This is a genomic window from Roseibium sp. SCP14 (assembly GCF_040329475.1).
In the GTDB taxonomy this organism is placed as follows: domain Bacteria; phylum Pseudomonadota; class Alphaproteobacteria; order Rhizobiales; family Stappiaceae; genus Roseibium.
In genome coordinates this window covers 1216008-1240682 of the sequence record NZ_JBDZYH010000001.1, presented here as the reverse complement: position 1 = coordinate 1240682, position 24675 = coordinate 1216008, and the positions used below count along the sequence as shown (strand labels likewise).

The following is a 24675-nucleotide window of genomic DNA, read 5'->3' as shown; positions in this document are numbered from 1 at the left end:
TATCTTATCCGGTGGCTGCGTGGGCTGGCGGGGTCGTGTCCCGCAATTCTCGTGGCAGGTTGAAGGAAATCGTTTCCTCCGCGGTTCGCACCGTCTCTACGGTTACCTCGAACCGCTCTGAAAACGCGCTGATGATTTCCTCTACCAGAGTTTCGGGAGCCGAGGCACCGGCAGTCAGGCCCAACGAGCGGACCTCTTCGAAATCCTGCCAGTTGATGTCGCTTGCACGTTGTATCAACACCGAAACCTTGCAACCGGCGCGCTCGGCAACTTCGCGCAGGCGCTGAGAGTTTGACGAATTCGGTGCTCCGACCACGACCATGGCATCAACGCTCGGCGCGACATGTTTCACGGCTTCCTGACGATTTGTCGTGGCGTAGCAGATGTCTTCCTTGTGCGGCGCGACGATTTCGGGGAACCGCTCCTGAAGAACGGCAACAATGCCCGCCGTGTCGTCGACCGAAAGGGTCGTCTGGGTGATATAAGCCAGCGGCCGGTCAGACTTGGGTGAAAAGTCGCGCGCGTCGTCTTCGTTTTCGATCAGAGTTACCGTGCCTTCGGGCAACTGGCCCATCGTGCCGATGACTTCCGGATGACCTGCATGGCCGATCAGCAGGACTTCACGATCACGCCGGAAATGGATCTCTGCTTCCTTGTGAACCTTGGAAACGAGCGGGCAGGTCGCGTCCAGATAGAACATGTTGCGCATTTTTGCGTCTTCCGGCACGGATTTGGGCACGCCATGCGCGGAAAAGATCACCGGCCGGTCCGCATCCTGCGCAGGGATTTCTTCCAGCTCTTCTACAAAAACCGCGCCTTTTGACTTCAGACCGTCGACGACGAACTTGTTGTGAACGATCTCATGGCGCACATATACGGGGCGGCCGTATTTCTGCAAAGCCAGCTCAACGATCTGGATGGCGCGATCAACCCCGGCGCAAAAGCCGCGCGGCGCACAAAGCCGAAGAGAGAGTGACGGTTTTTCTTGTTTGGTCTCTGTCATGGTGCACTTTCGACGAACCTGTCTGGCCGCAATAAGGGGCGGCATGTTCGCTCTGTCAAGTCGGCTGCCATGAACAGCGCACGATTTCGGCCATAATGTGTTGTTTCAACGGTCTCATATTTGTTTGATGAGTAAACAGACCTCGCCAAGCAAATGAGTAACTGCTATTAAGCCCCGCCAACTTGCATTGCATTTGAATGGGTAAATGATGATCGGTGTGTTTCAATCGGTAACCGGAACGAACCTGAAGACCATGCTGAGCGTCGGCTTGTGCGCGGCGACCCTTGCCGGCTGCGGCGGCGGTGCTGATGGCGTGGCCGGCAAGATCATTTCCGGCGGCCAGGAGCCGATTGAGGTCTCGGCAGCGACTTTTGCGCCGCCTGTTCCTTGTCCGCCGATGGAATTGCAGTCCAACACCTACCTGATCAGAAAATTTGTCCGTGGCAAGGAAGACCAGCAGGAAGGGCTTCTTTATCAGGCCACCGTCGAAGACTGGGCGAACACCTGCACCCAGGCTGCTGGCGGAGGGCGCCAGATGAAACTGGGCTTCTCCGGTGACGTGACACCGGGACCGGCCTGGAAAGGCGGCGAAATCGTGCTGCCGCTGCGTGTCGCGGTCGTGCCGGGGGGAAGCGATGCCAAGCCGCTTTCTTCCGAGATCCTGAAGATTCCGGTCACGGTCGGCTCCGACTCTCCAACAGAGAAATGGACTCTGGTCGAGAACAAGTTCTCCGTTCCGCCGAACGAAAGTGTGAAAGTGGTGTTCGGGTTCGACGAAGGCCGTCGCCGTTAACGACCCAACGTTCGGCAGGGCAGCGATTCGCGTAAGGATCGAAGTGCTCTGTTCCACCTCGCGGCGTTCGCTCTAACCAGCTGCGCAGTGGATATGCGCTCGCAGACGCCCTATCAGCAGCAGCGTGACGCGGCGTTCGCGTCGCGGCTTGTTAAGGTCCCGTATTTGTTTGTGGGTTTCGCGTATGTTCGCGTATTGACAAGGCAAATACCCGCTCGCACAATCCCGGCCGAAATCAGGGTCGTCCCCTGACTGGCACACTTGTGTCGCCGCCCATGCGGGAGAGATCGGGTCTTTTTCCCGGCGCCGAAGGAGCAACCGCCCCGGAAACTCTCAGGCAAAAGGACCGCTTGGGAAACACGCTCTGGAAAGCAGTGCTCCGCGGATCGTTCCGCGGAATGCTCACCGAAGGAGTAACCGGCCGGGCCCGATGGGCTTTACCGGGAAATCTCTCAGGTTCTCGGACAGAGGGGGTGCAGACAGACCGAACCCGGACAGGGCGGCCTGGGACTGCGCAACCCGACTCGCGAGGACCGTTCATGGCGGACATCGTTGCAGATATCGATCTGAAACAGACACCCCTGCATGATCTGCATGTGGAACTCGGTGCGCGCATGGTCTCCTTCGCCGGTTACTCGATGCCGCTGCAATACCGGACCGGTATCATGGCGGAGCACCTGCAGACCCGCAGCAGCGCCGGATTGTTCGACGTTTCCCATATGGGGCAAGCCGTTCTGGTCGGACCTGATCACGCAACGACCGCCGCAGCGCTGGAACGGTTGACCCCTTCCGGTTTTCTGGAACTCGGACCTGGACGTCAGCGCTATACCGTTCTTCTGAACGAAGAAGGTGGTGTCATTGATGATCTGATGGTAACGCGCCCCGCTTCGTCTGAAGACGACGGCAAGCTTATGTTGGTGGTCAACGCCTCCCGCAAGGAAGTCGACTATTCTCACCTGCGAGAAAAGCTGCCGGGCAATGTCAGGTTGGAGCTGATCGAGGATCGCGCGCTCCTTGCCGTGCAGGGACCGGAAGCCGTCGCTGCCGTTGCCGCACACGCGCCAGACGCAGCGGAGCTTGCGTTCATGTCCGCCGCTCGCATGGAATTTGACGGCATTGACTGTCATATCGCCCGCGCCGGATACACCGGAGAAGACGGTGTTGAAATGTCTGTTCCCGCAGGTGCGGCAGAACCGATCGCGCGGGCGCTGCTTGCCGATGACCGGATTGAACCCATCGGTCTCGGAGCGAGGGACAGTCTTCGTCTTGAGGCCGGTCTTTGCCTGTACGGTCACGATATCGACGAAACTACGTCTCCCGTGGAGGGGGGTATTACCTTCTGCATGCAAAGGCGCCGGCGTGAGGAATGCGGGTATCCGGGCGCCGGCCGCATTCAGGAAGAACTTCGCAACGGGCCTGGCAGGGTGCGCGTTGGCCTCCGTCTTGAGGGAAGGGCTCCGGCACGCGAAGGTGCCGAGATTGCCCTGCCGGGCGGGCCCGTCATCGGAACCGTGACGTCTGGCGGCTTCGCGCCGACCGTCGGTGCGCCGGTCGCCATGGGATACGTTCCGGTCAACAGTGCAGAAATTGGCTCAGACGTGGAATTGATTGTTCGCAATCGGCGTCTTCCGGCAAGAATTGTCGAAATGCCGTTTGTTCCGAACCGCTACTATCGAAAACCGAAATCCTAACCTTTCAGAGATTGGACGAGAAAATGACAACTTACTATTCCAAGGACCACGAGTGGATCGCCGTGGAAGGGGACGTCGCGACGGTCGGCATCACCAACTATGCACAGGAACAGCTTGGCGATGTTGTATTCGTCGATTTGCCGGAAGCCGGTGCGGAGTTCGCGCAGGGCGATGAAGCTGCAGTGGTGGAATCCGTGAAGGCCGCCAGTGAGATCTATGCACCGATAGATGGGGAAGTCGTTGAAGCGAACGAAGTTCTGGCTGATGAACCCGGCAAGGTAAACGAAGACCCAGAAGGGGCAGCTTGGTTCGTCAAAATGAAAGTTGCAAATGCAGATCAATTGAGCGAATTACTGGACGAAGCCGCCTACAAGGCATACGTGGAGACACTCTGATCCATGGCAGGGCACTATTACAAGGCACAGGTGGAATGGGCCTGTGATGGCGACTACGCTGCGAACAAGTATTCCCGTGGCCACATCTGGCGCTTTGACGGCGGTCTCGAAGTTCCGGCGAGCGCCTCTCCGACGGTAGTGCCCCTGCCGCATTCCATCGAAGCGGCAATCGATCCGGAAGAAGCATTTGTCGCGGCGATTTCCTCCTGCCACATGCTGTGGTTCCTGGACCTGGCGCGCAGAGCGAATTTCAACGTTGCCAGCTACAAGGACCATGCAGAAGGTGTGATGAGCCGCGTGTCCCGTGGCAAGATGGCAATCACCAAGGTGACTTTGAGACCCGAGGTCACGTTGATCGCCAATGAGCAACCCGACCCAAGCTGGCTGACCGACATGCATGAGAAGGCACATGACGTTTGTTTCATCGCCAATTCAGTCAGCTGCGAAATCGTCGTGGAGCAGGGGCCGGTCCGTCTGATCGCGCCTTAGCATTACCAGATCTTTTCGACCAATCGAGAACCCCGGCAAACGCCGGGGTTTTCCTTTCCCGTTTTCGGCCTTGATGCCTGCCATTGTGTGCAGCTGACGGACGAGGGCGCAGGCTCGCAGCTTTTAAGGACGAGGTCCGGATATCGTCGATCCTTATTCAGATGTCAGTCGAGTGGCCATCTTCTAAGACATCTGCTGTCTCCAATCCCGCAAAAGGCCGGAGATCCAGCTTCCGCGATTTCCCAGAAACTCCAGAAGCAATTCCCCGTAGTTTTCAGAAACGGCATTTCGAACCGAAGCACGATCAGCAAGCTGGCGTCTCCAGCTTGAGACATGCTCAAGATCGCGGAAGGTCTCGAGCCGGGTGAAGGTCTCGAAGACATCGAAGTAGCGGAAGACAGGCCCGAAAGCTGCATCGACAAGGGAAAACCGTTCACCGGAAAAGAACGGTCCTTTGCGCGAAATCTGGTTATCCAGATGCTCAAATTTTTGTCGCAGCGTGATCAGTGCTTGTTGAAAATCCGGTTCGTTCCCAGCGGCATAGAGAGCACCGATACCATTGAGGCATTGAGACGCAAACTCGACATAGGCTCTATGCCACGCGCGTTCCGCCGGATCTTCCGGGTGAAGTCGGCTCGGTTCCGTTTCATCGAGAAACTCCACGATTGGAGCGGATTCGAAAAGATACCGATCGTTGCCGATTTTGAGCAAGGGTACCTTGCCAAGAGGTGAGGCTGCACGAAACCAATCCGGCTTGTGAGCCAGATCGATGTTGATACGCTCAAAGGGAACTTTCTTTTCCGCCAGTACGATTGCAGCGCGTTGAACATAAGGACAGAGCGAATGGCTGATCAGCGTGAGAGGGGCTGTCATTGAGAACTCCTGTTTTCATGCAGTTGCATTAAAGTAAATGCACTTGCATGAAAATTCAAGATTGATGCACTTGCATTGAAATTGCATAGTTCGGAAATGATTGACGAAACGATTGAAGAAGCGAGCCCGGCCAAGATAGAGGCCTGGGCCCGGCTGCTCCGATCCAGCGCCACGGTTCTGGAGCAGGTTGAGATAAAACTGAAGGCGGCCGGATTTCCACCCCTTGCCTGGTACGACGTTCTCTTGGAGTTGAGACGCGCAGAAGGGGGGCGGTTGCGGCCGGTAGAGGTCGAAAAGCGAACGTTGCTGGCGCAATATAACGTTTCTCGACTCATCGACCGGCTTGCTTCGGCAGGGTTTGTGGAAAAGCGGAAATCACCAGAGGACGGACGCGGTGTTGTGGTCGCATTGACGGCGAAGGGATCCTCGCTGCTTGAAGATATGTGGCCGGTCTACAAGAGCGCCATTCAGTCGGAGTTCGGCTGTCACCTGAGCGAAGACGAAGCAGCAGAAATATTCAGGCTGCTTGGAAAGTTCTTACCTGGCGAACAGGCCGGGTATCGACAAGATATTGAAAATAAATAGATTATGATCAGGTCCATCTCGACGGTCCGGTGTGTTGTCCAGGCATGGAACCGGATGCCGAACGGGCAATTTGAAACTGGGGCTTGACTCTCTGTAGAGCTTCGAGCATTTAAATTGGCATGACCAAGATGACCGCATCCTTCGTGTATTTTTATTACGTCACCGACATACCGGCGGCTGCGTAGGATCTTGCTCATCTCATAGAAACCTAAAAAAGCCGCCGCGTCAGGCGGCTTTTTGGTTTCCAAGAAAGGCTCCTGGCGGGGAAACCAGGAAGCCGAAAATGACCAGACACATGATTGAAGCCGGGAAGCCGGCAACAAAACTCAAATCGGAAGCACTTGCCGTGCTTCTGGAGCGGGGGCTCGTGCATCAATGCACAGACCTCGAGGCGCTCGACAAAACCCTGTCCGAAGGCCCCATCACCGCCTACGCCGGATTTGATGCCACCGCGGCCAGCCTGCATGTCGGCCATCTGATGCCGTTGATGACCATGCGCTGGCTGCAGAAGCTCGGACATCGCCCGATCGTCGTTCTTGGCGGTGGCACCAGCCAGATTGGCGACCCGAGCTTCCGCAATGACGCGCGGCCGATGCTGGAAGAGCGGCAGATTGCGGCAAATATTGCGACGATCCGCCGGTCGGTGGAACGTCTGGTCGATATGGACGGTCCGGATGGTGCGCTTCTGGTTGACAATGCGGAGTGGCTTAATGAATTCCGCTTCCTGGAATTTCTCCGCGATTATGGCTCCCAGTTCACCGTCAACCGCATGATGACTTTCGACAGCGTAAAATCACGCCTGGAGGCGCAGATGCCGCTGACTGTGCTCGAATTCTGCTACATGATGCTGCAGGCCGTTGATTTCCTGGAACTTGCCAAGCGGCACGATTGTACACTCCAGGTCGGAGGGTCCGATCAATGGGGCAATATCGTCAACGGTGTTGAACTTGGCCGCCGTGACGGCCGCAAACTGCATGGATTGACCGTACCGCTCCTGACCACCGCAAGCGGATCCAAGATGGGCAAGACAGCTGCCGGGGCCGTCTGGCTGCATCCCGAACACCTGTCGCCTTTCGGCTTCTGGCAGTTCTGGCGCAATACGGCTGATGCCGATGTCGGCAAATTCCTGCGCCTGTTCACAGAACTTCCGATCAGGGAAGTGGAGCGCTTGTCCGAGCTGCAGGGGGCAGAGCTGAACGAGGCCAAGAAAATTTTGGCGACGCAGGTCACCACAATCGTTCATGGTCCTGAAGAGGCGCTCTCTGCGTTGCAGCAAGGCGATGCCCTGTTCGCGGGCGAAGGGGAAATTCTGCAGCCGACCCACAAGCTTCCACTTTCGACACTGGCTGACGGTCTCGGCCTTCTGGAACTGGTTGTTGCCGTCGGTTTCGCCGCATCCAACGGTGAAGCGCGCCGCCTCGTTGAAGGAGGAGGTGTCCGTCTCAACAACCGGATCGTGGAAGATCCCCGCCGCCGAATTGCTACCGGTGACCTGATGGCGGATGACCGTTTGTCTGTTTCAGTCGGCAAGCGACGCAAGGCATTGGTCGGGTTTGAGTAAACCTCATTTGAAGTGATGGAGCCGGTCGTAAAACCGGCTCCACCTTCGCGCTACTGTTCCGGTGCCTGTTTCGCCCGAAACTCCTCCACGGGCAGACCGCCGATGCCCCAGCTCTCCATTTCAACTTCCTCGATAACGACGAAGGTGGTTGAAGGGCTTTTGCCAAGGACATCCACCAGCAGGTCTGTGGCACCCTTGATCAGTTCAGCTTTCTGGTTTGCGGTGACGCCCTCACGGGTTACCTGAATGTTGACATAGGGCATGATCACTCAGCTCCGTCTGCACGTGGTTTGATCTGGAAAATCTTCGACATGATCTGCCAGCTGCCTTCGTCTCGAACAAAGGTCAGGAAGTCTACAAAATCATTGCTGCCGATGCTGCAGCGGACCCTGGCGAAAGCCGTGTTCTCTCCGGCAACCTGAATCTCGTCGATCACATCGCGTCTTGCATCACCGCGTGAGGCCGGCGACTGCCGGGCCGCGACCACAGGCACATATTCGTCCATCGTCCGATGAAGCAGAGGCGTTTCATCTGCGGTCGCATAGACCGCCTTCGGGTGAAACACTCTCTGTAAAAGATCCGTGTCACAGTGATATAGCGCGTCAAAATAGTCGTGTATGACGCGCTGCAGGTCCTGGAATGCTTCGCTCATGCGGCCAGTCCTTCTTCTTCCATGGCTTTTTGGGTCGCCGGGCGTTGCCCAATTCCGGCGACGTAACTTTCAATCCTTGGCCAGTCGGCGAGAGAAACACCGATGAAATTGCTCCAGTTCAGAATGACGAACGCATAGGCGTCGACAACGGAAAAGGTGTTTCCAAGAAGAAAGGGGCCATCCGCATCAAGCAGCTTGTCGAACTGGGAAATCTTGGCGTTCAGCTTTGCCAGATTTGCTGCCTGCTCGCTTTGTGAAAACTGCTTGCCGGAAAAATACGGGCTGAAGGCCTTGTGAAGTTCGGAAGAAAGAAAGCTCAACAGCTCCAGCTGCCGGAAGCGTTGCAAGGGATTGTCGACAGCCCTCGGGGAAAGCTCAGGGAACTGCTCGCTGATCCAATGCAGGACCGCAACATTTTCGGTCAAAACCTGACCGTCTTCGAATTGCAATGCCGGCACATAGCCACGCGGGTTGGTGCTCTCATAGGCAGCGCCCGTTTCGGTAGTGCCGGCATCCGTATCGACCTTTTCCAGCTGATAGGAAGCGCCTGCTTCATTCAGAAGAATATGCGCCGCCATGGAACAGGCACCGGGTTTGTAAAACAGCTTCATCGTTTGGCTCCATCGTTGATGTCGATGGCAGGAAGGTGTTGATTTAGGTCACTATTGACAAGTAAGTTTCTATTGGTAACTCTCATTATCGAGTTACCTCGGAGAAACCTGATTTCAGCGGAGTTACACGCAAAATGGTTCTCAAGATGCGCAAGAACCGCAGTCCGAAGCCCCCTGAGCCCTGCATGCTGACCGAATGCATGCAGGTGATTGCCGGGGCCTGGGCGCCCAACGTCATCTGGAGCCTGCGTGCGGGGCCTAGGCGTTTCAACGAATTGAAGGGTGATATTCCGCCGGTTTCTTCCAAGGTGCTGTCGGCGCGGCTATCTGAACTAGAGGAAAGAGGTGTTCTCCTGCGCCACGTGCGCCCGACATCCCCACCTTCTGTCGAATACGAATTGACGGAACTGGGTGAGGAATTAATCCCTGCGTTGGAGGCAATTGTTCAGGTAGGGTACAAATTGAAACGCCTGCGGGGATACGAACCGGAGGTTGAGGCAGCTGAATAGAGTTCGGACTTTATTGCGAAGGAAATTCGATGAATTCAAAGACATTTGTTTTGATTCACGGAGTTTGGCATGGCGGTTGGTGCTGGTCGCGCGTTGCCGGGATCCTGAGTTCCAGGGGGCACAGGGTTTCTGCTCCGACGCAAACCGGGCTTGGGGAACGCTCTCATCTATTGTCATACGACATCACAATAGAAACATTCGTGACAGACATTGTTCAGCACCTGCAATTTGAAGATCTGAACGACGTTGTTCTTGTCGGACACAGCTTCGGCGGTATTCCGATCACCGGTGTCGCCGATGTTGCGCCGGAGCGGATCGGCAAGCTGATCTATCTCGATGCGATCATGCTGAATTCCGGTGAAACATGGTTCGACCTTTTGCCGGAAGATATGGCCAATGACCGGAAGGCGCTTGCGGACAAAACCAGCGGTGGTCTGAGCCTCCCGCCGACACCACCGGAAAGCTTCGGTGTCACACGCCCGGTTGATGTTGCCTTTCTGGAGCCACGACTGACGCCGCATCCCTTCAAGACTTTCACAACCAGCCTGACGCTGAAGAATCCGATCGGAAACGGCCTGCCGGCGAGTTACATCGAATGCACGGATCCACCCTACCGACCGGCTGCCATTGCAAAACAGCGGGCGCAGGAGTTCGGCTGGCCGATTTCCCAGATCGCGACCGGGCACGACGCGATGGTGACGGAGCCACAGGCGGTCGCGGATCTTCTGGAACAGTTGGCCGGGTGAAGGATACAAGCAGGCAGGCGTCAACAGGAGTTATCGGCGCAGATCACCGTGTTTCCGTTATCATCCCCGTCGCAGCGCAGCGGTGATCTGGCGGAAAGACAGAGAGCTTCCTGCCTAAAGAACCACGCAAACAGTTAGGTTTCAGTTCTTCAGCTCTGGCGCACGCATCGACTGTCCGAAAATACGAAATCAAAATAATTGCCAAGGCAAAAGGGGCGGCTCGAAGTAAAGCCGCCCCTTCAGTTTCCAATAGGCGCAATAGATTATCTTAGAAGAAACCCAGCTTGTTCGGATTGTAGCTGACCAGCATGTTCTTGGTTTGCTGGTAGTGGTCCAGCATCATCTTGTGGGTCTCACGGCCGATGCCGGACTGCTTGTATCCGCCGAAGGCAGCATGTGCCGGGTAGGCGTGATAGTTGTTCACCCAGACCCGTCCGGCTTCGATCGCCCGGCCGAACCGGTAGCAGGTGTTGGCATCGCGCGACCACACGCCGGCGCCGAGGCCGTACATGGTGTCATTGGCGATCGTGAGTGCTTCTGCTTCGTCCTTGAAGGTGGTGACAGACACCACCGGGCCGAATATCTCTTCCTGGAAGACGCGCATCTTGTTGTGGCCTTTCAGGATGGTCGGCTGAATGTAGAAACCGCCCGACAGATCGCCATCGAACTTCGCTTCCGCACCACCGCACAGGACTTCCGCACCTTCTTCAGCTCCAATCGTCAGATAGGACAGGATCTTGTCCTGCTGCTCACGGCTGGCCTGAGCGCCAACCATGGTTTCCAGTGCACGCGGGTCGCCTTGCTTGATGGCTTTCACCCGTGCAATGGCGCGTTCGATAAAGGCTTCGTAGATATCTTCCTGAATGAGCGCACGGCTCGGGCAGGTGCAGACTTCTCCCTGGTTGAAGGCAAACAGAACGAAGCCTTCGATGGCCTTGTCGAGAAAGGCGTCGTCTTCCCGCATCACATCGGAGAAGAAGATGTTGGGAGACTTGCCGCCAAGCTCAAGCGTTACCGGGATCAGGTTCTCGGTTGCGTATTGCATGATCATCCGGCCGGTCTGGGTCGAGCCGGTAAAGGCGATCTTGGCAATGCGTGAGGACTTGGCAAGCGGAGCCCCGACCTCGGCGCCGTAACCGTTGACGATGTTCAAAACGCCCGGAGGCAGCAGGTCGCCAATCAGTTCCGCCAGAACCATGATGGCCGCAGGTGTCTGTTCCGCGGGCTTCAGGATGACGCAGTTGCCCGCCGCCAGCGCCGGAGCGAGCTTCCATGCCGCCATCAGGATCGAAAAGTTCCAGGGAATGATCTGGCCGACCACTCCAAGCGGTTCGTGGAAGTGATAGGCGATCGTGTCGGCATCGATTTCCGACATGGAACCTTCCTGACCGCGCAGGACGCCAGCGAAGTAGCGGAAATGGTCTACGGAAAGCGGAATGTCGGCCGCGGTTGTTTCCCGGATCGGTTTACCGTTGTCCCAGGTTTCTGCCTTGGCCAACAAATCCAGATTGGCCTCGATCACGTCCGCGATTTTCAATAGCGTGTTGGCCCGTTCTGCCGCCGGGGTCTTGCCCCAGCCATCCTTCGCAGCATGCGCCGCATCCAGGGCCAGCTCGACATCTGCAGCGTACGAGCGGGCAACATCGCAGATCGGGGCACCTGTGATCGGGGTGATGTTGGTGAAGTAGCGGCCATTGACCGGCGCTACATACTTTCCACCAATGTAGTTGTCGTAACGGGCCTTGAAAGGCGACTCCGTATCTTTCGCGAAGATCGGCATCTCGTTCATGTTGTTTCCTCCACATGTCCCTGGTCCTCCACCAGAGATCGAAGGGAATCTGCCCAACATTGACGAGACCTGTCAGCCGGCCGGCGACGGGTTGTCCGTCAAACTGTTTCAGAACTGAGACAGGTCAGCCGGAAATTTCACCGATGCCCAGCCTCTTCATGCGGCGATAGAGGGTGGCGCGCCCGATACCCAGCGCTCGTGCTGCCTCTGAGACGTTGCCGGCTGCTCGCGTAAGGGCTCGAACGACGGCTGCGCGTTCAGCCTTCTCGAAACCGGACGGACCATCCTCGCGGCCCAGCAGGTCCGACGCGGGGAGGGGAGCAATGGGCCCTGAGGCGCGGAGGCCAAAGGCTTTGCGCGCGCCACGTGTCGCTCCGACCACGATGTCATCGGAATCGACAGCAAGCAGCATTGCAGTCTCGCTGGTGTCATGGTCCGCACAGACAATACGGGCCTTGGGAAAGGAAGCGCGGAACGCTTCCGCTTCAATCTGCCGTGCCGTTTGTGCGGCGGTAGCCGCAATCAGCCGGTTGAAGGCTTCGGTCTGGTCGGAGCGTGCAGAGGAAATGTCCAGCGCCCCGGCAAGGTTTCCATCCGGTCCGAATATCGGCGCATCCATGCAGCTCATGCCTGCATTACGTGCCAGGAAGTGCTCGTTCCGGTGAATGATGACCTGTCGCTGTTCGGCAATACAGGTGCCGACGCCATTTGTGCCTTCGGCTTCTTCGCTCCAATCCGCCCCTTGCCAGAGCCCCCATTCCTCAAAGGCTGGTGCGTCTCCGGCCGAGCAGCGCTGGTCCAACAGAATGCCTTTCGCGTCGGTCAAAAGCACGGTGCAGCCCGACTGACCGACAAGTCCGAAGAGCTGGTCGAGCTTGGGAGCGGCAATCCTCAAGAGGAATTCGGATGCTTCACGGCATTGCCGCAATCTGGACTCGCAGATCCTTTCACGGTTGTGACAGTCGGCGGGGTCAAGACCATGCGTATAAAGCGACCGGTGCCAGGAAGCGGCAATCCGGGACAGTGCTGGCGCTGACCCGGACCGCACCGTCTTGAGAACGGTCTCAACATGATCCTGTATCGGGGCGATCTGAATTCTCCTCCTCGATCGTCCGGTTTGCTGTTCTTATAAAGTTGAGTATCTAGCTCAACAATATCATCGAGCGAATTCAAAATGAATGGATTGACTGGAAAATTCAAGTGATGGGAATCCGCCAGGCACTTTGCTTTCTAACTCTCCTCGTCCAATGATCGCGCCGGCAAATAGTCTTCTCCTCACGATTTCTGCGTTGTTAGGCTTTAAAATTGTAATGAAATAACATAACAAAACTGGCAGAGAAAATACCAAAGTCGGAGAAATGAATGTCGGTGGCGGAAGCTTTGGAGACAAAAGAACAGGAGCGCCCCGTTGCAGGGGCAAGGCCGCAACGGGCGGATGCGGAGGCCGCGGTTCGACTGTTGATCGAATGGGCCGGAGATGACCCGAACAGGGAAGGGCTGCTTGATACGCCGACGCGCGTGGTCAAGGCGTATGAAGAGTTCTTTGAAGGCTACCGGACAGATCCGGTTGAGCTGCTGCAGCGCACCTTTGAAGAAACCAATGATTACGACGACATGATTGTGTTGAGGAACCTGCGCTTCGAATCACATTGCGAACATCACTTGGTTCCGATTGTCGGCAAGGTTCACATTGCTTATCTGCCCGCAGGCCGCGTGGTCGGTATCAGCAAGCTGGCACGTCTTGTGGAAGTGTTTGCCAAGCGGCTGCAGATACAGGAAACCCTGACCGCACAGATAGCCGAAACCGTCGACACGGTGCTCAGGCCCAGAGGTGTCGCGGTGGTCATGGAAGCGGCGCATATGTGCATGACGACGCGTGGCGTCAAAAAGCCAGGTGTCTCGATGATGACCCGCCGCATGCTAGGTGAATTTGCAACCGACAAGGAGCTGCGACGGGACTTTCTGTCGTCTCTTGCCGGTCCCAATGAGAATTTCGGATAGCCGGAAGCGGTTCCCCGGCGACCGGGCAATAAAGAAACCCCGCCTCCTGATCGGAAGCGGGGTTGAAGTCGATCGCGGGGCCGCGAAGGTCGCTTCTTGCTTAATGCCTGCTTATGCCTGCAGGCGGGACCTGATTTCCTTGCGAAGCTCATCGATCGGAGACTTCTTGGCGCCGTCTATCGTGTGCCAGAACGTCCAGCCGTTACAGGCTTCCTGTCCCTGGACCAGAGCGCCGACCTTATGGATCGAGCCGGTATGATCGCCCGACTTCAGCGACCCATCCGCACGAACCACAGCCTGGTGCTTGCCTTTGGAGCAGGTCAGTTCCGTTCCAGGTTCCAGAAGACCGCTTTCCAGCAGCGTGCCGAAAGGGATGCGCTTCTGGGCACGTTTGCCCTTTTGCATCTCCAGGGCTTCGGCATCTCCGGGCGTGATTGCATCGATGCGTGCAGTCGCAGCGTCAATGTAATCCTGCTCGCGTTCGACACCGACGAAGTGCCGTCCGAGTTTCTTTGCCACAGCCCCGGTGGTTCCGGTTCCGAAGAATGGATCGAGGACCACGTCACCCGGCTTGGATGACGCCGTGAGAACCCGGTAGAGCAGGGACTCCGGTTTCTGGGTCGGATGCACCTTCTGACCGTTCTTGTCCTTGAGGCGCTCCGTGCCCGTGCACAGCGGCAGGTGCCAGTCGGAGCGCATCTGCAGATCTTCGTTGAATGTCTTCAGAGCATCATAGTTGAAGGTCGGCTTGGCATCCTTGGATTTCACCGCCCAGATCATCGTCTCATGGGCATTGGTGAACCGTTTGCCGCGGAAGTTCGGCATCGGATTGGACTTCAGCCAGACAATATCGTTCATGATCCAGAAGCCGAGATCCTGCAGGATCGCGCCAACCCGGAAGATATTGTGATAGGAGCCGATCACATAAAGAGAGCCGTCGGGCTTCAGCACCCGGCGGGCAGCCAGAAGCCAGGCCCGGGTAAAGGCATCATAGGCCTCGAAGCTCTCGAACTGGTCCCAGTGATCGTCACAGGCATCCACCTTCGACTGATCCGGCCGGTGCAGGTCGCCGCCCAGCTGGAGATTGTAGGGCGGATCTGCAAAGACCAGGTCGACCGACCGGGACGGCAGTTTCTCAAGGGCGGCCACGCAGTCGCCCTTCAGGATCGTATTCAGCCAGGAAGCGGGTGCTTCCGATTTCTTTTTTTGAAGGGGTGCCGCAAAGGACACCCCGGTACGCAGTACACTCATTGCGACGCAATACCTCACGCAATTTCGAGTGTCATGGTTACCGGTTTTGGTAAATCAGCCGTTAAGCTCGCAAAACAAAAATTCTCTTTAAATCAATGCTTTGTTTACAATCGTAAAAGTTAAATGAGAGGTTAACGACCTGTGCCAACCGAAAAGGCCAGAATTCTGCTGATTTCATTGAGTGTACGACCGGAAGTTGCTTTCCAATCGTTAAAGGCAACCTGTATCGCCTTCAGATTTTTTTTCGACAGGCGATCATTTTCCATGACGTTTTCGCGGATGAGCGCGTTAACCACGTCGCCTGACAGGATGAAACTTTCTTTTCCCATGAAACGCAGAGCAAGTTGACCGGTGTTACCGCCAAGCCGGCTGCCGCGTTTTTTCAGGAACTCCATCAATCCGATCTGATCGTCCACCGGATAGTGTGCAAAGAACTTCGATGCGCTGCCGTGTTCGGCCGCCAACTCCTTCAGGAATATGGCGTTATGCTGCACGGTCCTGATCTTGGCACCGTTGCGCACGATCCGGGTATCCTTGAGCAGAGCTTCGAAGGCTTCGTCGGGCAGAAAGGCAAGGCGGGCAACATCGAACCCCTCGAAGGCCTCCTCGAACCCGGACCATTTCTGATCGATCACCTTCCAGCTGAAGCCTGCCTGGAAAATACATTTGGTGAACATCGCAAGCCAGCGGTCATCGCTGATCTGTTCCAGCTCGGCTTGCGATTTGGGCGGATTGTGTTCACCCAGCAGGGCCGCCAGTTCGGCTGCACCCCCTTTCTTTTCAGTTGCCAGGGCTTCGATTTCTTCAAAAGAGCGCATCAGCTGTCATCTTCCATGCATTTTCAGTCGCCGGGTCATTGTCAGCCGTCGGCGGGTGGGGATCTTTCGAGCTCGCCTTGCAGTGAGGAGTGGGCGGCTTCAACGATGTCGCGGCGCAAGGCATATTCGGTGCCGGGCCGAATTTCGTCAGGGACCGGATAGCCAGCGGCAGGCAGCACTTCCTTCAACCGCGCACCGGACATCTGAATATAGGCCGGGTCCTCTGCGGCCAGCAGGTTGTAGAGGCGTCCCAGAAAAGACCGCTTACGTTTGAGCGTCGCGTCGGCGATCATGAGGCGGTTGTGCAAGAACCGCTCGAGTTCAAGCATGTCTTGAGGGGTTTCGTTGATGATGGCCGGAATGTTGATTCTTGATCCTCTAAAGGGGTAACGAGGCGCAAGGGTCAGCAGGTCTGTTGCCAGATTGTCTGTTGAGGCGACTGTTTTCAGCTTCGGCCCGTTCATGAACTGATTGCACCTTTAAATAGAACAACGTTCCTCAATATGGCGAACCTGCCTGGCCTCTTCAATTCGTTTCGGCAAACGGGTGAAGGGCCGGCAATCAAACCCAATTGCCTGCCGAGGCATCGCTCTCACAGCCAATCCAACAAAATTTGAACTGTCGACGGACGAACTCGTCCGAAACCTCTTTTCTATCGGGCGCCGACGTCCTTTGAGCGTTCGAACCTGCGTAGCGCTAAGGACAGGGTAATGGTCATCATCAGATAGATCAGGGCGACCACATTGTAGGTTTCGAAATAGCGGAACGAGCCTGCCGCATAAACCTTGCCGAGCTGGGTGATATCGGCAACGCCGAGGACCGACACGAGCGAACTGTCCTTGATCATGGCAACGAAGTCGTTCCCGAGTGGCGGCAGGATGGTCTTGAGGGCCTGAGGGAAAATGATCAGCCGGAAACGCAGCCAGCGGTTCATGCCGAGCGCTTCCGCCGCTTCGATCTGGCCCTTGTCGACGGCCTGGATGCCGGCACGGAAAACTTCCGCGATAAACGCGGAATAGCCGATCATCAGGGCGACGATGGCGCGCCACAAGAGCGGGAAGTCCCTGGTGCGCATGGCCTCAAGCCCAAGCGGCTCAAGCACAGCGTTGACACCGGCAACCAGAAGCGGCGTTGCGACAAAGGCGATGTAGAGCAACAGCACGATGATCGGCAGTCCACGCACGATCTCGACATAGAATCGGGCAACCTGACGAAGAACGATCGATCCGGACAGAGAGGCCAGGGCGAGAATGAGCCCCAGAACAGATGCCAGGAAAAAACCGACCAGCGTGACGAAAATTGTCAGGCCGATGCCGCGGGAAACGGTTGCCATGACCTGGGTATAGATCTCGTCGGTCGCGATCTGAAACAGGAGAAAGATGGCAATTCCGCAAGCCGCCACAAGCCAGTAGGGAAAGTCATGCTGAGAAGCGGCGCTCGAAGATTTTTTGCGGAACATGGATCTGTCTTGGATTGAAAGTAGGGAACGGTGAGTTCTTTGTGGAATTACGACCGGTCAAAAATCAAATGGCCGGCATCCGGAACAACTGGCGGATACCGGCCATGAACATCAATGTCTAGCCGAACTACGGCACAGCCGGTTCGTTACTGGCCGGCCTTGTAGTCGAAGAACCACTTTTTGTTCAAAGCGTTCAGGGTGCCGTCGGCACGCATGCTGGCAATCGCAGCGTTGAAAGGCGCAACGAGATCGGACCCTTTCGGGAAAATGAACCCGAAATCTTCCGTGCCCATCGCCTCGCCGATCAGCTTGAATGTGTCCGGGTTTGTCGCAACATAGCCCTGTCCACCGGTGCTGTCGGTCAGGACAAGGTCGACGTCACCTGTCTTGAGAGCCTGGACGGCTGCGCCGAAGGTCTCGAAGAGTTTGATGCGCGGATTGGCTTCGTCACCGTCCAGAACTTCGTAAACAGTGACATAGAAAGGCGTCGTGCCCGGCTGTGCCCCGGCAAGAAAATCCGTATTGGCGGCAAATCCCTTGGCGTCGGTGAAGCGGTCTTCATCGGCACGGACCAGCATGAACATTTCAGAGCGCATGTAAGGTTCGGAGAAATCGACTTGCTCTGCCCGGTCCGCACGAATGGTAATGCCGTTCATGGCAAGATCGTATTCGCCTGCGGAAATGGCGGGGATCATCGCATCCCAGCTGACATTCTCGTAAGTCACATTCATGTTCAGGCGCTTGGCGATCTCGGCAATCGCTTCATACTCCCAGCCCGTTGCTGCTCCGGATTTCGGGTCGACAAACTGCAGCGGCGGATAGGTGTTTTCCGAAGCGATGACGACGTCGCGCCCCTCAAGATCGGGAAGGTCCTGCGCGAGAGCGGAAAAACCGGCGCCGATCATGGCAGTGACGGCGACCGCAAGGGAGAGGAAAGTTCGTTGCATGGCAAGCTCCTAGATCAACCTGCTTCGAAGTGCGCGCACCAAAAAGCAGCAAAGTTGATTGTTTCCAATTGCTGGGGCACGTCGCGTTCATAGATCCGCCAAATACCCCTGTGAAAATTCCGGGTGACTTTATCGGTTTCACCGCACCGGGAAAAGGGCAATTGAATCGGTTGAAAAGAGATGGGTACGGCAGAGTGCAGAATTTTTCTCCTTGCGAAAAAAAATTCAAAATCTGTTGTCACATCTATTGACCCGGACGGGCGTAGGCAGGACTGTGGGGATATAACAACAATAAGGAGACTTTTATGTCCAAACTAAGCAGCAACAACTTGCAGCAGGCGGGACGGCGGGTCCGGCTTGCTCCTTCCCACCCGCTGGAAGTTTTTACCGATGCGGAAAAAGCTGTTGCCCGTCTGATCGAAATCTTCGAAGCGAACACGTCGTTCCTGCGCTCTCACTTTCAGGATCTTCTGGAGGGCAAGGAAATTGAGGGGAGGGTTCGCGCCTACTATCCGCAAGTGCGGATCGTAACCGATAGCCATGTGCGCCTGGACAGCCGACTGTCCTATGGTTTCGTTTCCCGTCCCGGAACCCATTCATCGACGATAACCCGTCCGGACCTGTTCAAGAACTACCTGGAATCCCAGTTGTCGTTGCTGATGAGCAACCACGATGTACCGATCCTCGTCGGCGACAGCGACATGCCGATACCGCTTCACTTCGCCTTTTACGACGGTACGCATGTGGAAGGTGGCGCCGCGGCTGCAAACCTGGATCGGCCTCTGGCCGACATGTTCGATCTGCCGGATCTCACCGTGATGGACGATTCCATCGCCAATGGCACTTACGAGCCGGTCGACGGCGTCATGCCGCTTGCTTCGTTCACGGCTCCGAGGATCGATTATTCTCTTCACCGTCTGCAGCACTACACCGCAACGGCGGCCGAGCACTATCAGAACTATGTTCTTTTCACGAACTACCAGTTCTATATCGATGAATTCTGCCGGATGTCTCACGAGCTGCTCGCAGATCCGGACAGTGGCTACGAAGCGTTTGTTGCACCGGGCAACCTGATTACCGAAGCCGGGCAAAGTGCACCCTCATGCGGAGCTGAACCGGCCAAGCTTCCTCAGATGCCTGCCTATCACCTCAAGCGGGCTGACGGCAGCGGCATCACCATGATCAATATTGGTGTCGGTCCCTCCAACGCAAAGACGATTACTGACCATGTGGCTGTGCTTCGACCTCATGTGTGGTTGATGCTCGGACATTGCGCCGGCCTTCGGAACAGCCAGACTTTGGGCGACTATGTTCTGGCACATGGTTATGTGCGTGAAGACAACGTTCTCAACCAGGATCTTCCGATTTGGGTGCCAATCCCGCCGCTTGCCGAAGTTCAGGTGGCGCTTGAAGATGCGGTTGCCGAGACCACGGGACTGGACGGTTACGACTTGAAACGGGTCATGCGCACGGGAACGGTTGTTTCTCTCGACAACCGGAACTGGGAGCTCTGGGATCAGCCTGAACTCGTCAAGCGTTTCTCACAATCACGTGCAATTGCGCTCGATATGGAATCGGCAACGATTGCCGCCAACGGCTTCCGCTTCCGGGTCCCTTACGGCACGCTGCTTTGCATCTCCGACAAACCGCTTCATGGCGAGTTGAAGCTACCGGGCATGGCTACCGACTTCTACAAGCGTCAGGTCGCCCAGCACCTTCAGATCGGTATCCGTGCCATGGAAAAGATGCGCGACATGACGGCTGATCGTCTGCATTCACGCAAACTCAGAAGTTTCGCGGAAACGGCGTTCCAGTAAGTTCGTTGTTCTGGTGAGTGAGTTGGCGCCCCTGATTGTATCCCGGCGCGTCGCTTTTCTGTGACCGGGGTAACAAACCGGAGTATGGCCATGAAAAAAGCGCGGTTTCGAACCGCGCTTTTTAAGTTCCAGAAAGGTCAGATACTTTATTCGGCTTCGTCGGCAGGGGCTGCGTTCAGCAGGCCGTAGCGTTCCTCGCCGATCTTTTCCAGAAGCTCCAGCTGGGTCTCCAGGAAATCGATGTGACCTTCCTCGTCCTTGAGAAGTTCTTCAAAAAGCGCCATCGAGACGTAGTCGCCTTCCTCGCGGCAGATCTCACGCGACTTCATGTAGGAAGTGCGGGCGTCATACTCGCCTGCTAGATCGGATTCCAGAACTTCCTTGACGTTCTGGCCGATGCGCAGCGGAGCCACTTTCTGCATGTTCGGGTGGCCTTCCAGAAAGATGATCCGGTCGGTCAGTTTGTCGGCGTGATGCATTTCCTCAATGGATTCTTCACGCTCTTTCTTGGCCAGACGGGTAAAACCCCAGTCGCTCAAGAGGCGATAATGTAGCCAGTACTGGTTGATTGCGCCAAGCTCCAGAAAGAGAGCCTCATTCAGGCGTTTAATGACCTTCGCATTCCCTTTCATGGCGATGCCTCCTTAAAATTAATTAGGTACGCAGTTTAGAATTATTCTAGTCTTGAAGTCCAGCGCCTATTCGCGTTTTAGGCGAAAATATTGATGCTGCTCTGATGGGCGCTGGCGCCGTTCCGGTTTCAAGTCCGGAAGTGGTCGGCATTCTGCAGCCAATTGCTGGAAAAAATGAGGCGTGGCCTTCTTGAGACCACGCCTTCGATGGGCATAACGTAGTTGGAGTGCCCGCCGGGCGATCTGGTTAGTTCGGCAGGATCACCGCATCGATCACGTGGATCACGCCATTTGACGCTTCCACATCGGCGGTCACGACGTTGGCATCATCCACTTTGACGCCATTTGTCGCGTCGACGGAAATCTCACTTCCCTGAACCGAGGCGACTTCAGCTTTCTTGCCGGCGATATCCGACGACATCACCTTGCCCGGTACGACATGATAGGTGAGCACTGCAACGAGCTGATCCTTGTTTTCAGGTTTCAGCAGGTTTTCGACGGTGCCGGCCGGCAGTTTGGCAAATGCCTCATCGGTTGGTGCGAACACAGTGAAAGGGCCGTCGCCTTTCAGTGTTTCCACAAGTCCGGCGGCCTGAACCGCTGCAACCAGCGTGTTGAAGGATCCCGCGCCAACAGCTGTATCGACAATATCCTTGTCACCCGCCTTGGCCGCGGAAAGAGGAACGATGAGAAGAAGGGCAAAGAGAAGATTTTGGATCGGTTTCATAAGTCACTCCCACAGTCTCACAGGCAAAGCGAAAGCGCACCGGGAAATCAGTTTTCCCGAGTCAGTTCAAATGCTTGACTGATGCCTGTGTCGCAAACTCTACGTACCCGCCGGAGTAACGGATGAGGAAAAAATCGGGATGGATTTGTGCCGCCGTCAACGCGTGGCACTGAATGCTCCGGTTTGTTCGTCCGCGTGAATGCGCACACTCAGTATCGTTGGAATTCACCGAAAGCGGGGACCGTGGTTCCAGCAGGTCAGGGAATAGCGGGTGCCTTTGGTGACCGGCACGACTCGATGAATCAGAAAGCTGGCAAACATGGTGGCGCTGCCTCGTGTACGGCAAGCGGTAAGCACGCGATTGCCCAGATTGATCTCAAGGCCGCCCCCTTCATAGGAGCCGGGTGAGGAAAGCTGTACGACAATCGTCGTTTTGCGGAATTGCGCAATCGGGCCTTCACCGACATCCGAATGCCAGTCGTAATGGCCTTTTTCGCGCTGGTCATACATTGCGACCTGAAGCTTCTCCCGAAATTCGGTGATATCAAAACCGAACACTTCCCGATTTCCCCGAGCGACCCCTTCCGCGATCCTGTTCATGACCCAGGCAGCCGAACCTTCTTCGTCGAGCCAGCAGATTTTCGCACGGCGAATTTCGCTTTGCCGCGTACCCCCCAACAGACCGGATTGAGCCTGGAAACCCGCCCGGCTCAACCTGAGGATTTCTTCGCATTCTTCAATGCTGAAAAGACCATCGATGGCATAAGTGAACATTGCGATGATCCGATTCGGAAAAGAGTTCGACCAACGCTGCTGAAACGAACAGTGCATCTAACGTGTTCAGTCGGGGTTTGTCCGGACCGCTTTGGGCAGTTCCTGCAATTTCAGACGCGACGATTGTTTTTTGACGTGCGTCACCTAACTGAAATGGGAAGGTTTTCTTTCCGCGGCAACCAGTTCCACCGTGTTGCCGTCCGGGTCCTTCACGAACAGTCCCCGCCAGCCGGTCCAGATGAAGTTCTCTGTTCTTGTTTCGACACCTTGTTCTGCGAACCACCTTTCGGCCGCATCCTGTTCTTCCCGTGAGACGGACAGCGCAATGTGGTGGAGGGAGGAAGCCGGGCTGTTTCGTCCTGCAATTATCTGTTTTTCCTCACCGGCATCGAAGAGAGCCAGAACCGTTGTCAGACCGCCGAAACCATCGCCAATACGAAAGAACTCGATGGCACCACCCGCGCGGGTGGCGAATGGTTCCAGACCAAGGCAATCTCGGTAGAACTCAATCATCGCGGCCATATTGCTTGTATGAATGGCAATCTCACTGAGACCTCTGACCTGAAATCCTGGCTTCATCGGCAGACCTTTCAGCTTGTTCGGAACTACATGATTAGAGGCGTGACCTGCGCTTGATGCAATCCTTGACTTCGCGACTGCCGGAACTTCAAGCGGCGTCAGGCAAACGCTTTGAAGCCAGCCCGGGAGCTGAGCGCTTGGTAGAGAACTGATTTGAAGAATGTGCATCCGGCTGAAGAAAGTGACTGGAAACAAACCGCAAACTAGCGGTAAAGAGCATTGTCAGGAAACAGACAGGGTGAATTTGCATCATGCTTTCAGGAGTTTGTGTCGGTACAAATGATCTTGCGGCGGCAGGGAAATTCTACGACGAAGTCCTGGCGGTCATTGGCATGAAATGCGTCTTTTCAGATGAGCATGAACGAGGGTATGCGGGCGCTGACGGGCGGACCTCCTTCTTTGTCGTGGTTCCATTTAACGAAAAAAGAGCAACCTTCGGCAATGGAACCCAAGTCATGTTTTATGCGCCAGACGCAGAAACAGTCAGGGCGTTTCACTCAGCTGTGCTTCGCTGTGGCGGAACGGACGAAGGAGCTCCCGGGCCGCGGAACTATCACCCGGACTACTACGGTGCTTATGCGCGCGATCTTGACGGAAACAAGCTGAACGTATCGGTGAGCCTGGAAGACAGGGCCTGACAAATTCCGGTCGTCGCGCCGATACGCGCCAAGAATGCGAGTCCCATCAATCCAGTGCTGCTGCAAGAGCCTTGCGCATGACCGTCGGCAGGGCCTCTTCCTGAAGTGTGTCCGGAGCCGACCACCAGGTGTTCTCAAGTTCCGGTACGGCTGATGCTGCAAGATCGGAAATATATACCGTCAGCTTCAGGTGAAAATGCGTAAACGTATGTTTCACTTCGACCGATCGTTTGCGCCAACTCGCGGGAAAGGGGGCGTGATCAAGCGCCTTTGACGGATCGAAGGTTTCCGACCACTCGGATCCCGGCACTTCCGTCATGCCGCCGAGCAGCCCCTTTGGCGGACGGCGACGCAGCAAAACAGCGCCGCTGACCTGGTCCTTCGCGACAAAGGCCGCACCATAGCGTGTCGGTTTTTGCTTCTTAGGCGCCTTTCTGGGCAATGTCTCGGCAACGGCCGAGCCCTGGACCTTGCAGGCTTCTATCCACGGACACAACGAACAGGCAGGTCGCTTTGGCGTGCAGATGGTCGCGCCGAGATCCATGACGGCCTGAGCAAAATCACCGGGCCGGTCGAAAGGTGTCAGATCAGACATGACGGCCTTGATCTCAACTTTTGCGTCGGGAAGTGGCGTTTCGATCTGTCTTAATCTGGTGAGCACACGTTCCACATTGCCGTCGACAACCGCCGCATGTTGGTCGAATGCGATGGTTGCAATTGCAGCTGCTGTGTACGGCCCGATGCCGGGCAGCCCCAAAAGAGCTTTTTCGTCGTCCGGAAACCGGCCTTCGTGCTCACTTGCGACCGTATCGGCGCATTTTTTCAGATTACGGGCGCGGGAATAGTAGCCGAGCCCCGCCCAGGCCTTCATGACGTCCTCTTCTGGCGCCGCGGCAAGATCTTCAACGGTCGGCCATGTCCTGGTAAATTTCTCGAAATAGTCCTTCACAGCGGCCACGGTGGTTTGCTGCAGCATGACCTCCGATAGCCAGATCCTGTAAGGGTCTGGAATTTCTCCCAGTTTTCGATCTTCCGGACTTACTCTCCAGGGCAGTTTCCGTGCATGGCGGTCGTACCAGTCCAAAAGTGTCGCGGCTAAGGAAGCAGAATTCATGTGATCAGCTGAGCTCACGTCGATGAGACCAAGTGTGCATAATTGGAAAGCCTGGGGACAACTTCGTGAAGTAAGTCTGGCACAAGCGTATCGGGGAAGTATTGGTCGTTATTTTGTCGCATTCTATTGGGAGACAACATCTCGATCCGTAAAACTGGCAAATCTATGCTATTTTTGCTTGGCCGGAAGAGGAGGTAGGTCATTAGCGCGGTAAAGGCAAA

28 protein-coding genes and 2 riboswitches are annotated in these 24675 nt (G+C 56.1%); of the genes, 11 read left to right on the top strand and 17 right to left on the bottom strand.

Translation table 11 applies throughout. The features are described from left to right. Positions 1-4: 4 nt before the first annotated feature. Positions 5-1003: a 4-hydroxy-3-methylbut-2-enyl diphosphate reductase gene (ispH, locus tag ABLQ08_RS05680; RefSeq protein WP_352940148.1), complete on the bottom strand. Its 999-nt coding sequence runs from the start codon at positions 1001-1003 to the stop codon at positions 5-7. A gap of 205 nt (positions 1004-1208) precedes the next feature. On the opposite strand from ispH, the gene ABLQ08_RS05675 reads away from it, so the two are divergent. The 4 genes from ABLQ08_RS05675 to ABLQ08_RS05660 all read left to right on the top strand — a co-directional run bounded on the left by ABLQ08_RS05675 (position 1209) and on the right by ABLQ08_RS05660 (position 4371). After that, the gene (locus ABLQ08_RS05675) at positions 1209-1796 is read left to right on the top strand and encodes a hypothetical protein (protein WP_352940147.1); all 588 of its coding nucleotides are present in this window, start codon (positions 1209-1211) and stop codon (positions 1794-1796) included. Positions 1797-2064: 268 nt separating this feature from the next. Next, positions 2065-2155: riboswitch (glycine riboswitch) on the top strand. Positions 2156-2158: 3 nt separating this feature from the next. After that, positions 2159-2266: riboswitch (glycine riboswitch) on the top strand. 69 nt (positions 2267-2335) lie between these two features. Next, entirely contained in the window at positions 2336-3487 is a 1152-nt protein-coding gene (gene gcvT, locus ABLQ08_RS05670; protein WP_352940146.1) for a glycine cleavage system aminomethyltransferase GcvT, read from the top strand. Positions 3488-3510: 23 nt separating this feature from the next. Beyond that, the gene (gcvH, locus tag ABLQ08_RS05665) at positions 3511-3882 is read left to right on the top strand and encodes a glycine cleavage system protein GcvH (RefSeq protein WP_352940145.1); all 372 of its coding nucleotides are present in this window, start codon (positions 3511-3513) and stop codon (positions 3880-3882) included. Between the two features lie 3 nt (positions 3883-3885). Next, complete coding sequence (locus ABLQ08_RS05660) at positions 3886-4371, top strand: OsmC family protein (RefSeq protein WP_352940144.1); 486 nt, start codon at positions 3886-3888, stop codon at positions 4369-4371. A 183-nt stretch (positions 4372-4554) separates the two neighbouring features. Here ABLQ08_RS05660 and ABLQ08_RS05655 read toward each other — a convergent pair whose 3' ends face one another. After that, positions 4555-5244 (bottom strand): glutathione S-transferase family protein, encoded by a 690-nt coding sequence (locus tag ABLQ08_RS05655; RefSeq protein ID WP_352940143.1) that lies wholly within the window; start codon positions 5242-5244, stop codon positions 4555-4557. A gap of 96 nt (positions 5245-5340) precedes the next feature. Here ABLQ08_RS05655 and ABLQ08_RS05650 point away from each other — a divergent pair, with 96 nt between their 5' ends. Then, entirely contained in the window at positions 5341-5829 is a 489-nt protein-coding gene (locus ABLQ08_RS05650; RefSeq protein ID WP_352940142.1) for a MarR family winged helix-turn-helix transcriptional regulator, read from the top strand. Positions 5830-6112: 283 nt separating this feature from the next. Next, complete coding sequence (gene tyrS, locus ABLQ08_RS05645; protein WP_352940141.1) at positions 6113-7390, top strand: tyrosine--tRNA ligase; 1278 nt, start codon at positions 6113-6115, stop codon at positions 7388-7390. A 50-nt stretch (positions 7391-7440) separates the two neighbouring features. Here tyrS and ABLQ08_RS05640 read toward each other — a convergent pair whose 3' ends face one another. The 3 genes from ABLQ08_RS05640 to ABLQ08_RS05630 are packed head-to-tail and all read right to left on the bottom strand — an operon-like array spanning position 7441 to position 8653. Then, on the bottom strand, positions 7441-7653 hold the full coding sequence (locus ABLQ08_RS05640) for a tautomerase family protein (protein ID WP_352940140.1): 213 nt from the start codon (positions 7651-7653) through the stop codon (positions 7441-7443). Positions 7654-7655: 2 nt separating this feature from the next. After that, positions 7656-8042, bottom strand: a complete 387-nt coding sequence (locus ABLQ08_RS05635; protein WP_352940139.1) for a nuclear transport factor 2 family protein — start codon at positions 8040-8042, stop codon at positions 7656-7658. Continuing rightward, complete coding sequence (locus tag ABLQ08_RS05630) at positions 8039-8653, bottom strand: glutathione binding-like protein (RefSeq protein WP_352940138.1); 615 nt, start codon at positions 8651-8653, stop codon at positions 8039-8041. The genes ABLQ08_RS05635 and ABLQ08_RS05630 overlap by 4 nt, the downstream gene beginning before the upstream one ends. A 134-nt stretch (positions 8654-8787) precedes the next feature. On the opposite strand from ABLQ08_RS05630, the gene ABLQ08_RS05625 reads away from it, so the two are divergent. Continuing rightward, positions 8788-9162, top strand: a complete 375-nt coding sequence (locus ABLQ08_RS05625; RefSeq protein ID WP_352940137.1) for a winged helix-turn-helix transcriptional regulator — start codon at positions 8788-8790, stop codon at positions 9160-9162. A gap of 29 nt (positions 9163-9191) precedes the next feature. Beyond that, positions 9192-9908 (top strand): alpha/beta fold hydrolase, encoded by a 717-nt coding sequence (locus tag ABLQ08_RS05620; RefSeq protein ID WP_352940136.1) that lies wholly within the window; start codon positions 9192-9194, stop codon positions 9906-9908. Positions 9909-10176: 268 nt separating this feature from the next. On the opposite strand, the gene adh is transcribed toward ABLQ08_RS05620, so the two are convergent. Further along, on the bottom strand, positions 10177-11697 hold the full coding sequence (adh, locus tag ABLQ08_RS05615; protein WP_352940135.1) for an aldehyde dehydrogenase: 1521 nt from the start codon (positions 11695-11697) through the stop codon (positions 10177-10179). A gap of 124 nt (positions 11698-11821) precedes the next feature. Continuing rightward, positions 11822-12592 carry a GAF domain-containing protein gene (locus ABLQ08_RS05610; RefSeq protein WP_352940134.1) on the bottom strand — a complete coding sequence of 257 codons (771 nt, stop codon included), beginning with the start codon at positions 12590-12592 and terminating at the stop codon, positions 11822-11824. A 467-nt stretch (positions 12593-13059) separates the two neighbouring features. On the opposite strand from ABLQ08_RS05610, the gene folE reads away from it, so the two are divergent. Continuing rightward, a complete protein-coding gene (gene folE, locus ABLQ08_RS05605) occupies positions 13060-13698 on the top strand; it encodes a GTP cyclohydrolase I FolE (protein ID WP_352940133.1) in 639 nt (212 codons plus the stop codon). A 111-nt stretch (positions 13699-13809) separates the two neighbouring features. Here folE and ABLQ08_RS05600 read toward each other — a convergent pair whose 3' ends face one another. The 5 genes from ABLQ08_RS05600 to ABLQ08_RS05580 form a co-directional block, all read right to left on the bottom strand. Then, a complete protein-coding gene (locus ABLQ08_RS05600; RefSeq protein WP_352940132.1) occupies positions 13810-14949 on the bottom strand; it encodes a site-specific DNA-methyltransferase in 1140 nt (379 codons plus the stop codon). A 131-nt stretch (positions 14950-15080) separates the two neighbouring features. After that, positions 15081-15767 carry a DNA-3-methyladenine glycosylase I gene (locus ABLQ08_RS05595; protein ID WP_352940131.1) on the bottom strand — a complete coding sequence of 229 codons (687 nt, stop codon included), beginning with the start codon at positions 15765-15767 and terminating at the stop codon, positions 15081-15083. A gap of 41 nt (positions 15768-15808) precedes the next feature. Beyond that, positions 15809-16231 carry a hypothetical protein gene (locus tag ABLQ08_RS05590; protein WP_352940130.1) on the bottom strand — a complete coding sequence of 141 codons (423 nt, stop codon included), beginning with the start codon at positions 16229-16231 and terminating at the stop codon, positions 15809-15811. Positions 16232-16419: 188 nt separating this feature from the next. Next, complete coding sequence (locus tag ABLQ08_RS05585; protein ID WP_352940129.1) at positions 16420-17226, bottom strand: amino acid ABC transporter permease; 807 nt, start codon at positions 17224-17226, stop codon at positions 16420-16422. A gap of 146 nt (positions 17227-17372) precedes the next feature. Then, complete coding sequence (locus tag ABLQ08_RS05580) at positions 17373-18173, bottom strand: transporter substrate-binding domain-containing protein (RefSeq protein WP_352940128.1); 801 nt, start codon at positions 18171-18173, stop codon at positions 17373-17375. Between the two features lie 305 nt (positions 18174-18478). Between ABLQ08_RS05580 and ABLQ08_RS05575 the strand changes: the two genes are divergently transcribed. After that, on the top strand, positions 18479-19990 hold the full coding sequence (locus ABLQ08_RS05575; protein WP_352940127.1) for an AMP nucleosidase: 1512 nt from the start codon (positions 18479-18481) through the stop codon (positions 19988-19990). Between the two features lie 146 nt (positions 19991-20136). Here ABLQ08_RS05575 and bfr read toward each other — a convergent pair whose 3' ends face one another. The 4 genes from bfr to ABLQ08_RS05555 form a co-directional block, all read right to left on the bottom strand. Next, on the bottom strand, positions 20137-20622 hold the full coding sequence (gene bfr / locus ABLQ08_RS05570; protein WP_352940126.1) for a bacterioferritin: 486 nt from the start codon (positions 20620-20622) through the stop codon (positions 20137-20139). Between the two features lie 247 nt (positions 20623-20869). Next, on the bottom strand, positions 20870-21349 hold the full coding sequence (locus ABLQ08_RS05565; protein ID WP_352940125.1) for a fasciclin domain-containing protein: 480 nt from the start codon (positions 21347-21349) through the stop codon (positions 20870-20872). A gap of 225 nt (positions 21350-21574) precedes the next feature. Beyond that, positions 21575-22123 carry a 2OG-Fe(II) oxygenase gene (locus ABLQ08_RS05560; protein ID WP_352940124.1) on the bottom strand — a complete coding sequence of 183 codons (549 nt, stop codon included), beginning with the start codon at positions 22121-22123 and terminating at the stop codon, positions 21575-21577. Positions 22124-22267: 144 nt separating this feature from the next. Next, positions 22268-22702, bottom strand: a complete 435-nt coding sequence (locus ABLQ08_RS05555) for a VOC family protein (RefSeq protein WP_352940123.1) — start codon at positions 22700-22702, stop codon at positions 22268-22270. A gap of 251 nt (positions 22703-22953) precedes the next feature. On the opposite strand from ABLQ08_RS05555, the gene ABLQ08_RS05550 reads away from it, so the two are divergent. After that, entirely contained in the window at positions 22954-23340 is a 387-nt protein-coding gene (locus ABLQ08_RS05550; RefSeq protein WP_352940122.1) for a VOC family protein, read from the top strand. A gap of 46 nt (positions 23341-23386) precedes the next feature. On the opposite strand, the gene mutY is transcribed toward ABLQ08_RS05550, so the two are convergent. Next, positions 23387-24454, bottom strand: a complete 1068-nt coding sequence (gene mutY / locus ABLQ08_RS05545; protein WP_352940121.1) for an A/G-specific adenine glycosylase — start codon at positions 24452-24454, stop codon at positions 23387-23389. Positions 24455-24675 lie beyond the last annotated feature (221 nt).

Excerpts from the sequence above, each read along its gene's own strand:
- ABLQ08_RS05585 (WP_352940129.1), bottom strand. The coding sequence starts at position 17,226 with ATGTTCCGCAAAAAATCTTCGAGCGCCGCTTCTCAGCATGACTTTCCC.
- folE (WP_352940133.1), top strand. The coding sequence starts at position 13,060 with ATGTCGGTGGCGGAAGCTTTGGAGACAAAAGAACAGGAGCGCCCCGTT.
- ABLQ08_RS05555 (WP_352940123.1), bottom strand. The coding sequence starts at position 22,702 with ATGAAGCCAGGATTTCAGGTCAGAGGTCTCAGTGAGATTGCCATTCAT.
- mutY (WP_352940121.1), bottom strand. The coding sequence starts at position 24,454 with ATGAATTCTGCTTCCTTAGCCGCGACACTTTTGGACTGGTACGACCGC.
- ABLQ08_RS05635 (WP_352940139.1), bottom strand. The coding sequence starts at position 8,042 with ATGAGCGAAGCATTCCAGGACCTGCAGCGCGTCATACACGACTATTTT.
- ABLQ08_RS05550 (WP_352940122.1), top strand. The coding sequence starts at position 22,954 with ATGCTTTCAGGAGTTTGTGTCGGTACAAATGATCTTGCGGCGGCAGGG.
- bfr (WP_352940126.1), bottom strand. The coding sequence starts at position 20,622 with ATGAAAGGGAATGCGAAGGTCATTAAACGCCTGAATGAGGCTCTCTTT.
- ABLQ08_RS05560 (WP_352940124.1), bottom strand. The coding sequence starts at position 22,123 with ATGTTCACTTATGCCATCGATGGTCTTTTCAGCATTGAAGAATGCGAA.
- ABLQ08_RS05625 (WP_352940137.1), top strand. The coding sequence starts at position 8,788 with ATGGTTCTCAAGATGCGCAAGAACCGCAGTCCGAAGCCCCCTGAGCCC.
- ABLQ08_RS05675 (WP_352940147.1), top strand. The coding sequence starts at position 1,209 with ATGATGATCGGTGTGTTTCAATCGGTAACCGGAACGAACCTGAAGACC.
- ABLQ08_RS05620 (WP_352940136.1), top strand. The coding sequence starts at position 9,192 with ATGAATTCAAAGACATTTGTTTTGATTCACGGAGTTTGGCATGGCGGT.
- ABLQ08_RS05640 (WP_352940140.1), bottom strand. The coding sequence starts at position 7,653 with ATGCCCTATGTCAACATTCAGGTAACCCGTGAGGGCGTCACCGCAAAC.
- adh (WP_352940135.1), bottom strand. The coding sequence starts at position 11,697 with ATGAACGAGATGCCGATCTTCGCGAAAGATACGGAGTCGCCTTTCAAG.
- ABLQ08_RS05575 (WP_352940127.1), top strand. The coding sequence starts at position 18,479 with ATGTCCAAACTAAGCAGCAACAACTTGCAGCAGGCGGGACGGCGGGTC.
- gcvH (WP_352940145.1), top strand. The coding sequence starts at position 3,511 with ATGACAACTTACTATTCCAAGGACCACGAGTGGATCGCCGTGGAAGGG.
- tyrS (WP_352940141.1), top strand. The coding sequence starts at position 6,113 with ATGACCAGACACATGATTGAAGCCGGGAAGCCGGCAACAAAACTCAAA.
- ispH (WP_352940148.1), bottom strand. The coding sequence starts at position 1,003 with ATGACAGAGACCAAACAAGAAAAACCGTCACTCTCTCTTCGGCTTTGT.
- ABLQ08_RS05655 (WP_352940143.1), bottom strand. The coding sequence starts at position 5,244 with ATGACAGCCCCTCTCACGCTGATCAGCCATTCGCTCTGTCCTTATGTT.
- ABLQ08_RS05650 (WP_352940142.1), top strand. The coding sequence starts at position 5,341 with ATGATTGACGAAACGATTGAAGAAGCGAGCCCGGCCAAGATAGAGGCC.
- gcvT (WP_352940146.1), top strand. The coding sequence starts at position 2,336 with ATGGCGGACATCGTTGCAGATATCGATCTGAAACAGACACCCCTGCAT.
- ABLQ08_RS05595 (WP_352940131.1), bottom strand. The coding sequence starts at position 15,767 with ATGCGCTCTTTTGAAGAAATCGAAGCCCTGGCAACTGAAAAGAAAGGG.
- ABLQ08_RS05630 (WP_352940138.1), bottom strand. The coding sequence starts at position 8,653 with ATGAAGCTGTTTTACAAACCCGGTGCCTGTTCCATGGCGGCGCATATT.
- ABLQ08_RS05600 (WP_352940132.1), bottom strand. The coding sequence starts at position 14,949 with ATGAGTGTACTGCGTACCGGGGTGTCCTTTGCGGCACCCCTTCAAAAA.
- ABLQ08_RS05590 (WP_352940130.1), bottom strand. The coding sequence starts at position 16,231 with ATGAACGGGCCGAAGCTGAAAACAGTCGCCTCAACAGACAATCTGGCA.
- ABLQ08_RS05565 (WP_352940125.1), bottom strand. The coding sequence starts at position 21,349 with ATGAAACCGATCCAAAATCTTCTCTTTGCCCTTCTTCTCATCGTTCCT.
- ABLQ08_RS05660 (WP_352940144.1), top strand. The coding sequence starts at position 3,886 with ATGGCAGGGCACTATTACAAGGCACAGGTGGAATGGGCCTGTGATGGC.
- ABLQ08_RS05580 (WP_352940128.1), bottom strand. The coding sequence starts at position 18,173 with ATGCAACGAACTTTCCTCTCCCTTGCGGTCGCCGTCACTGCCATGATC.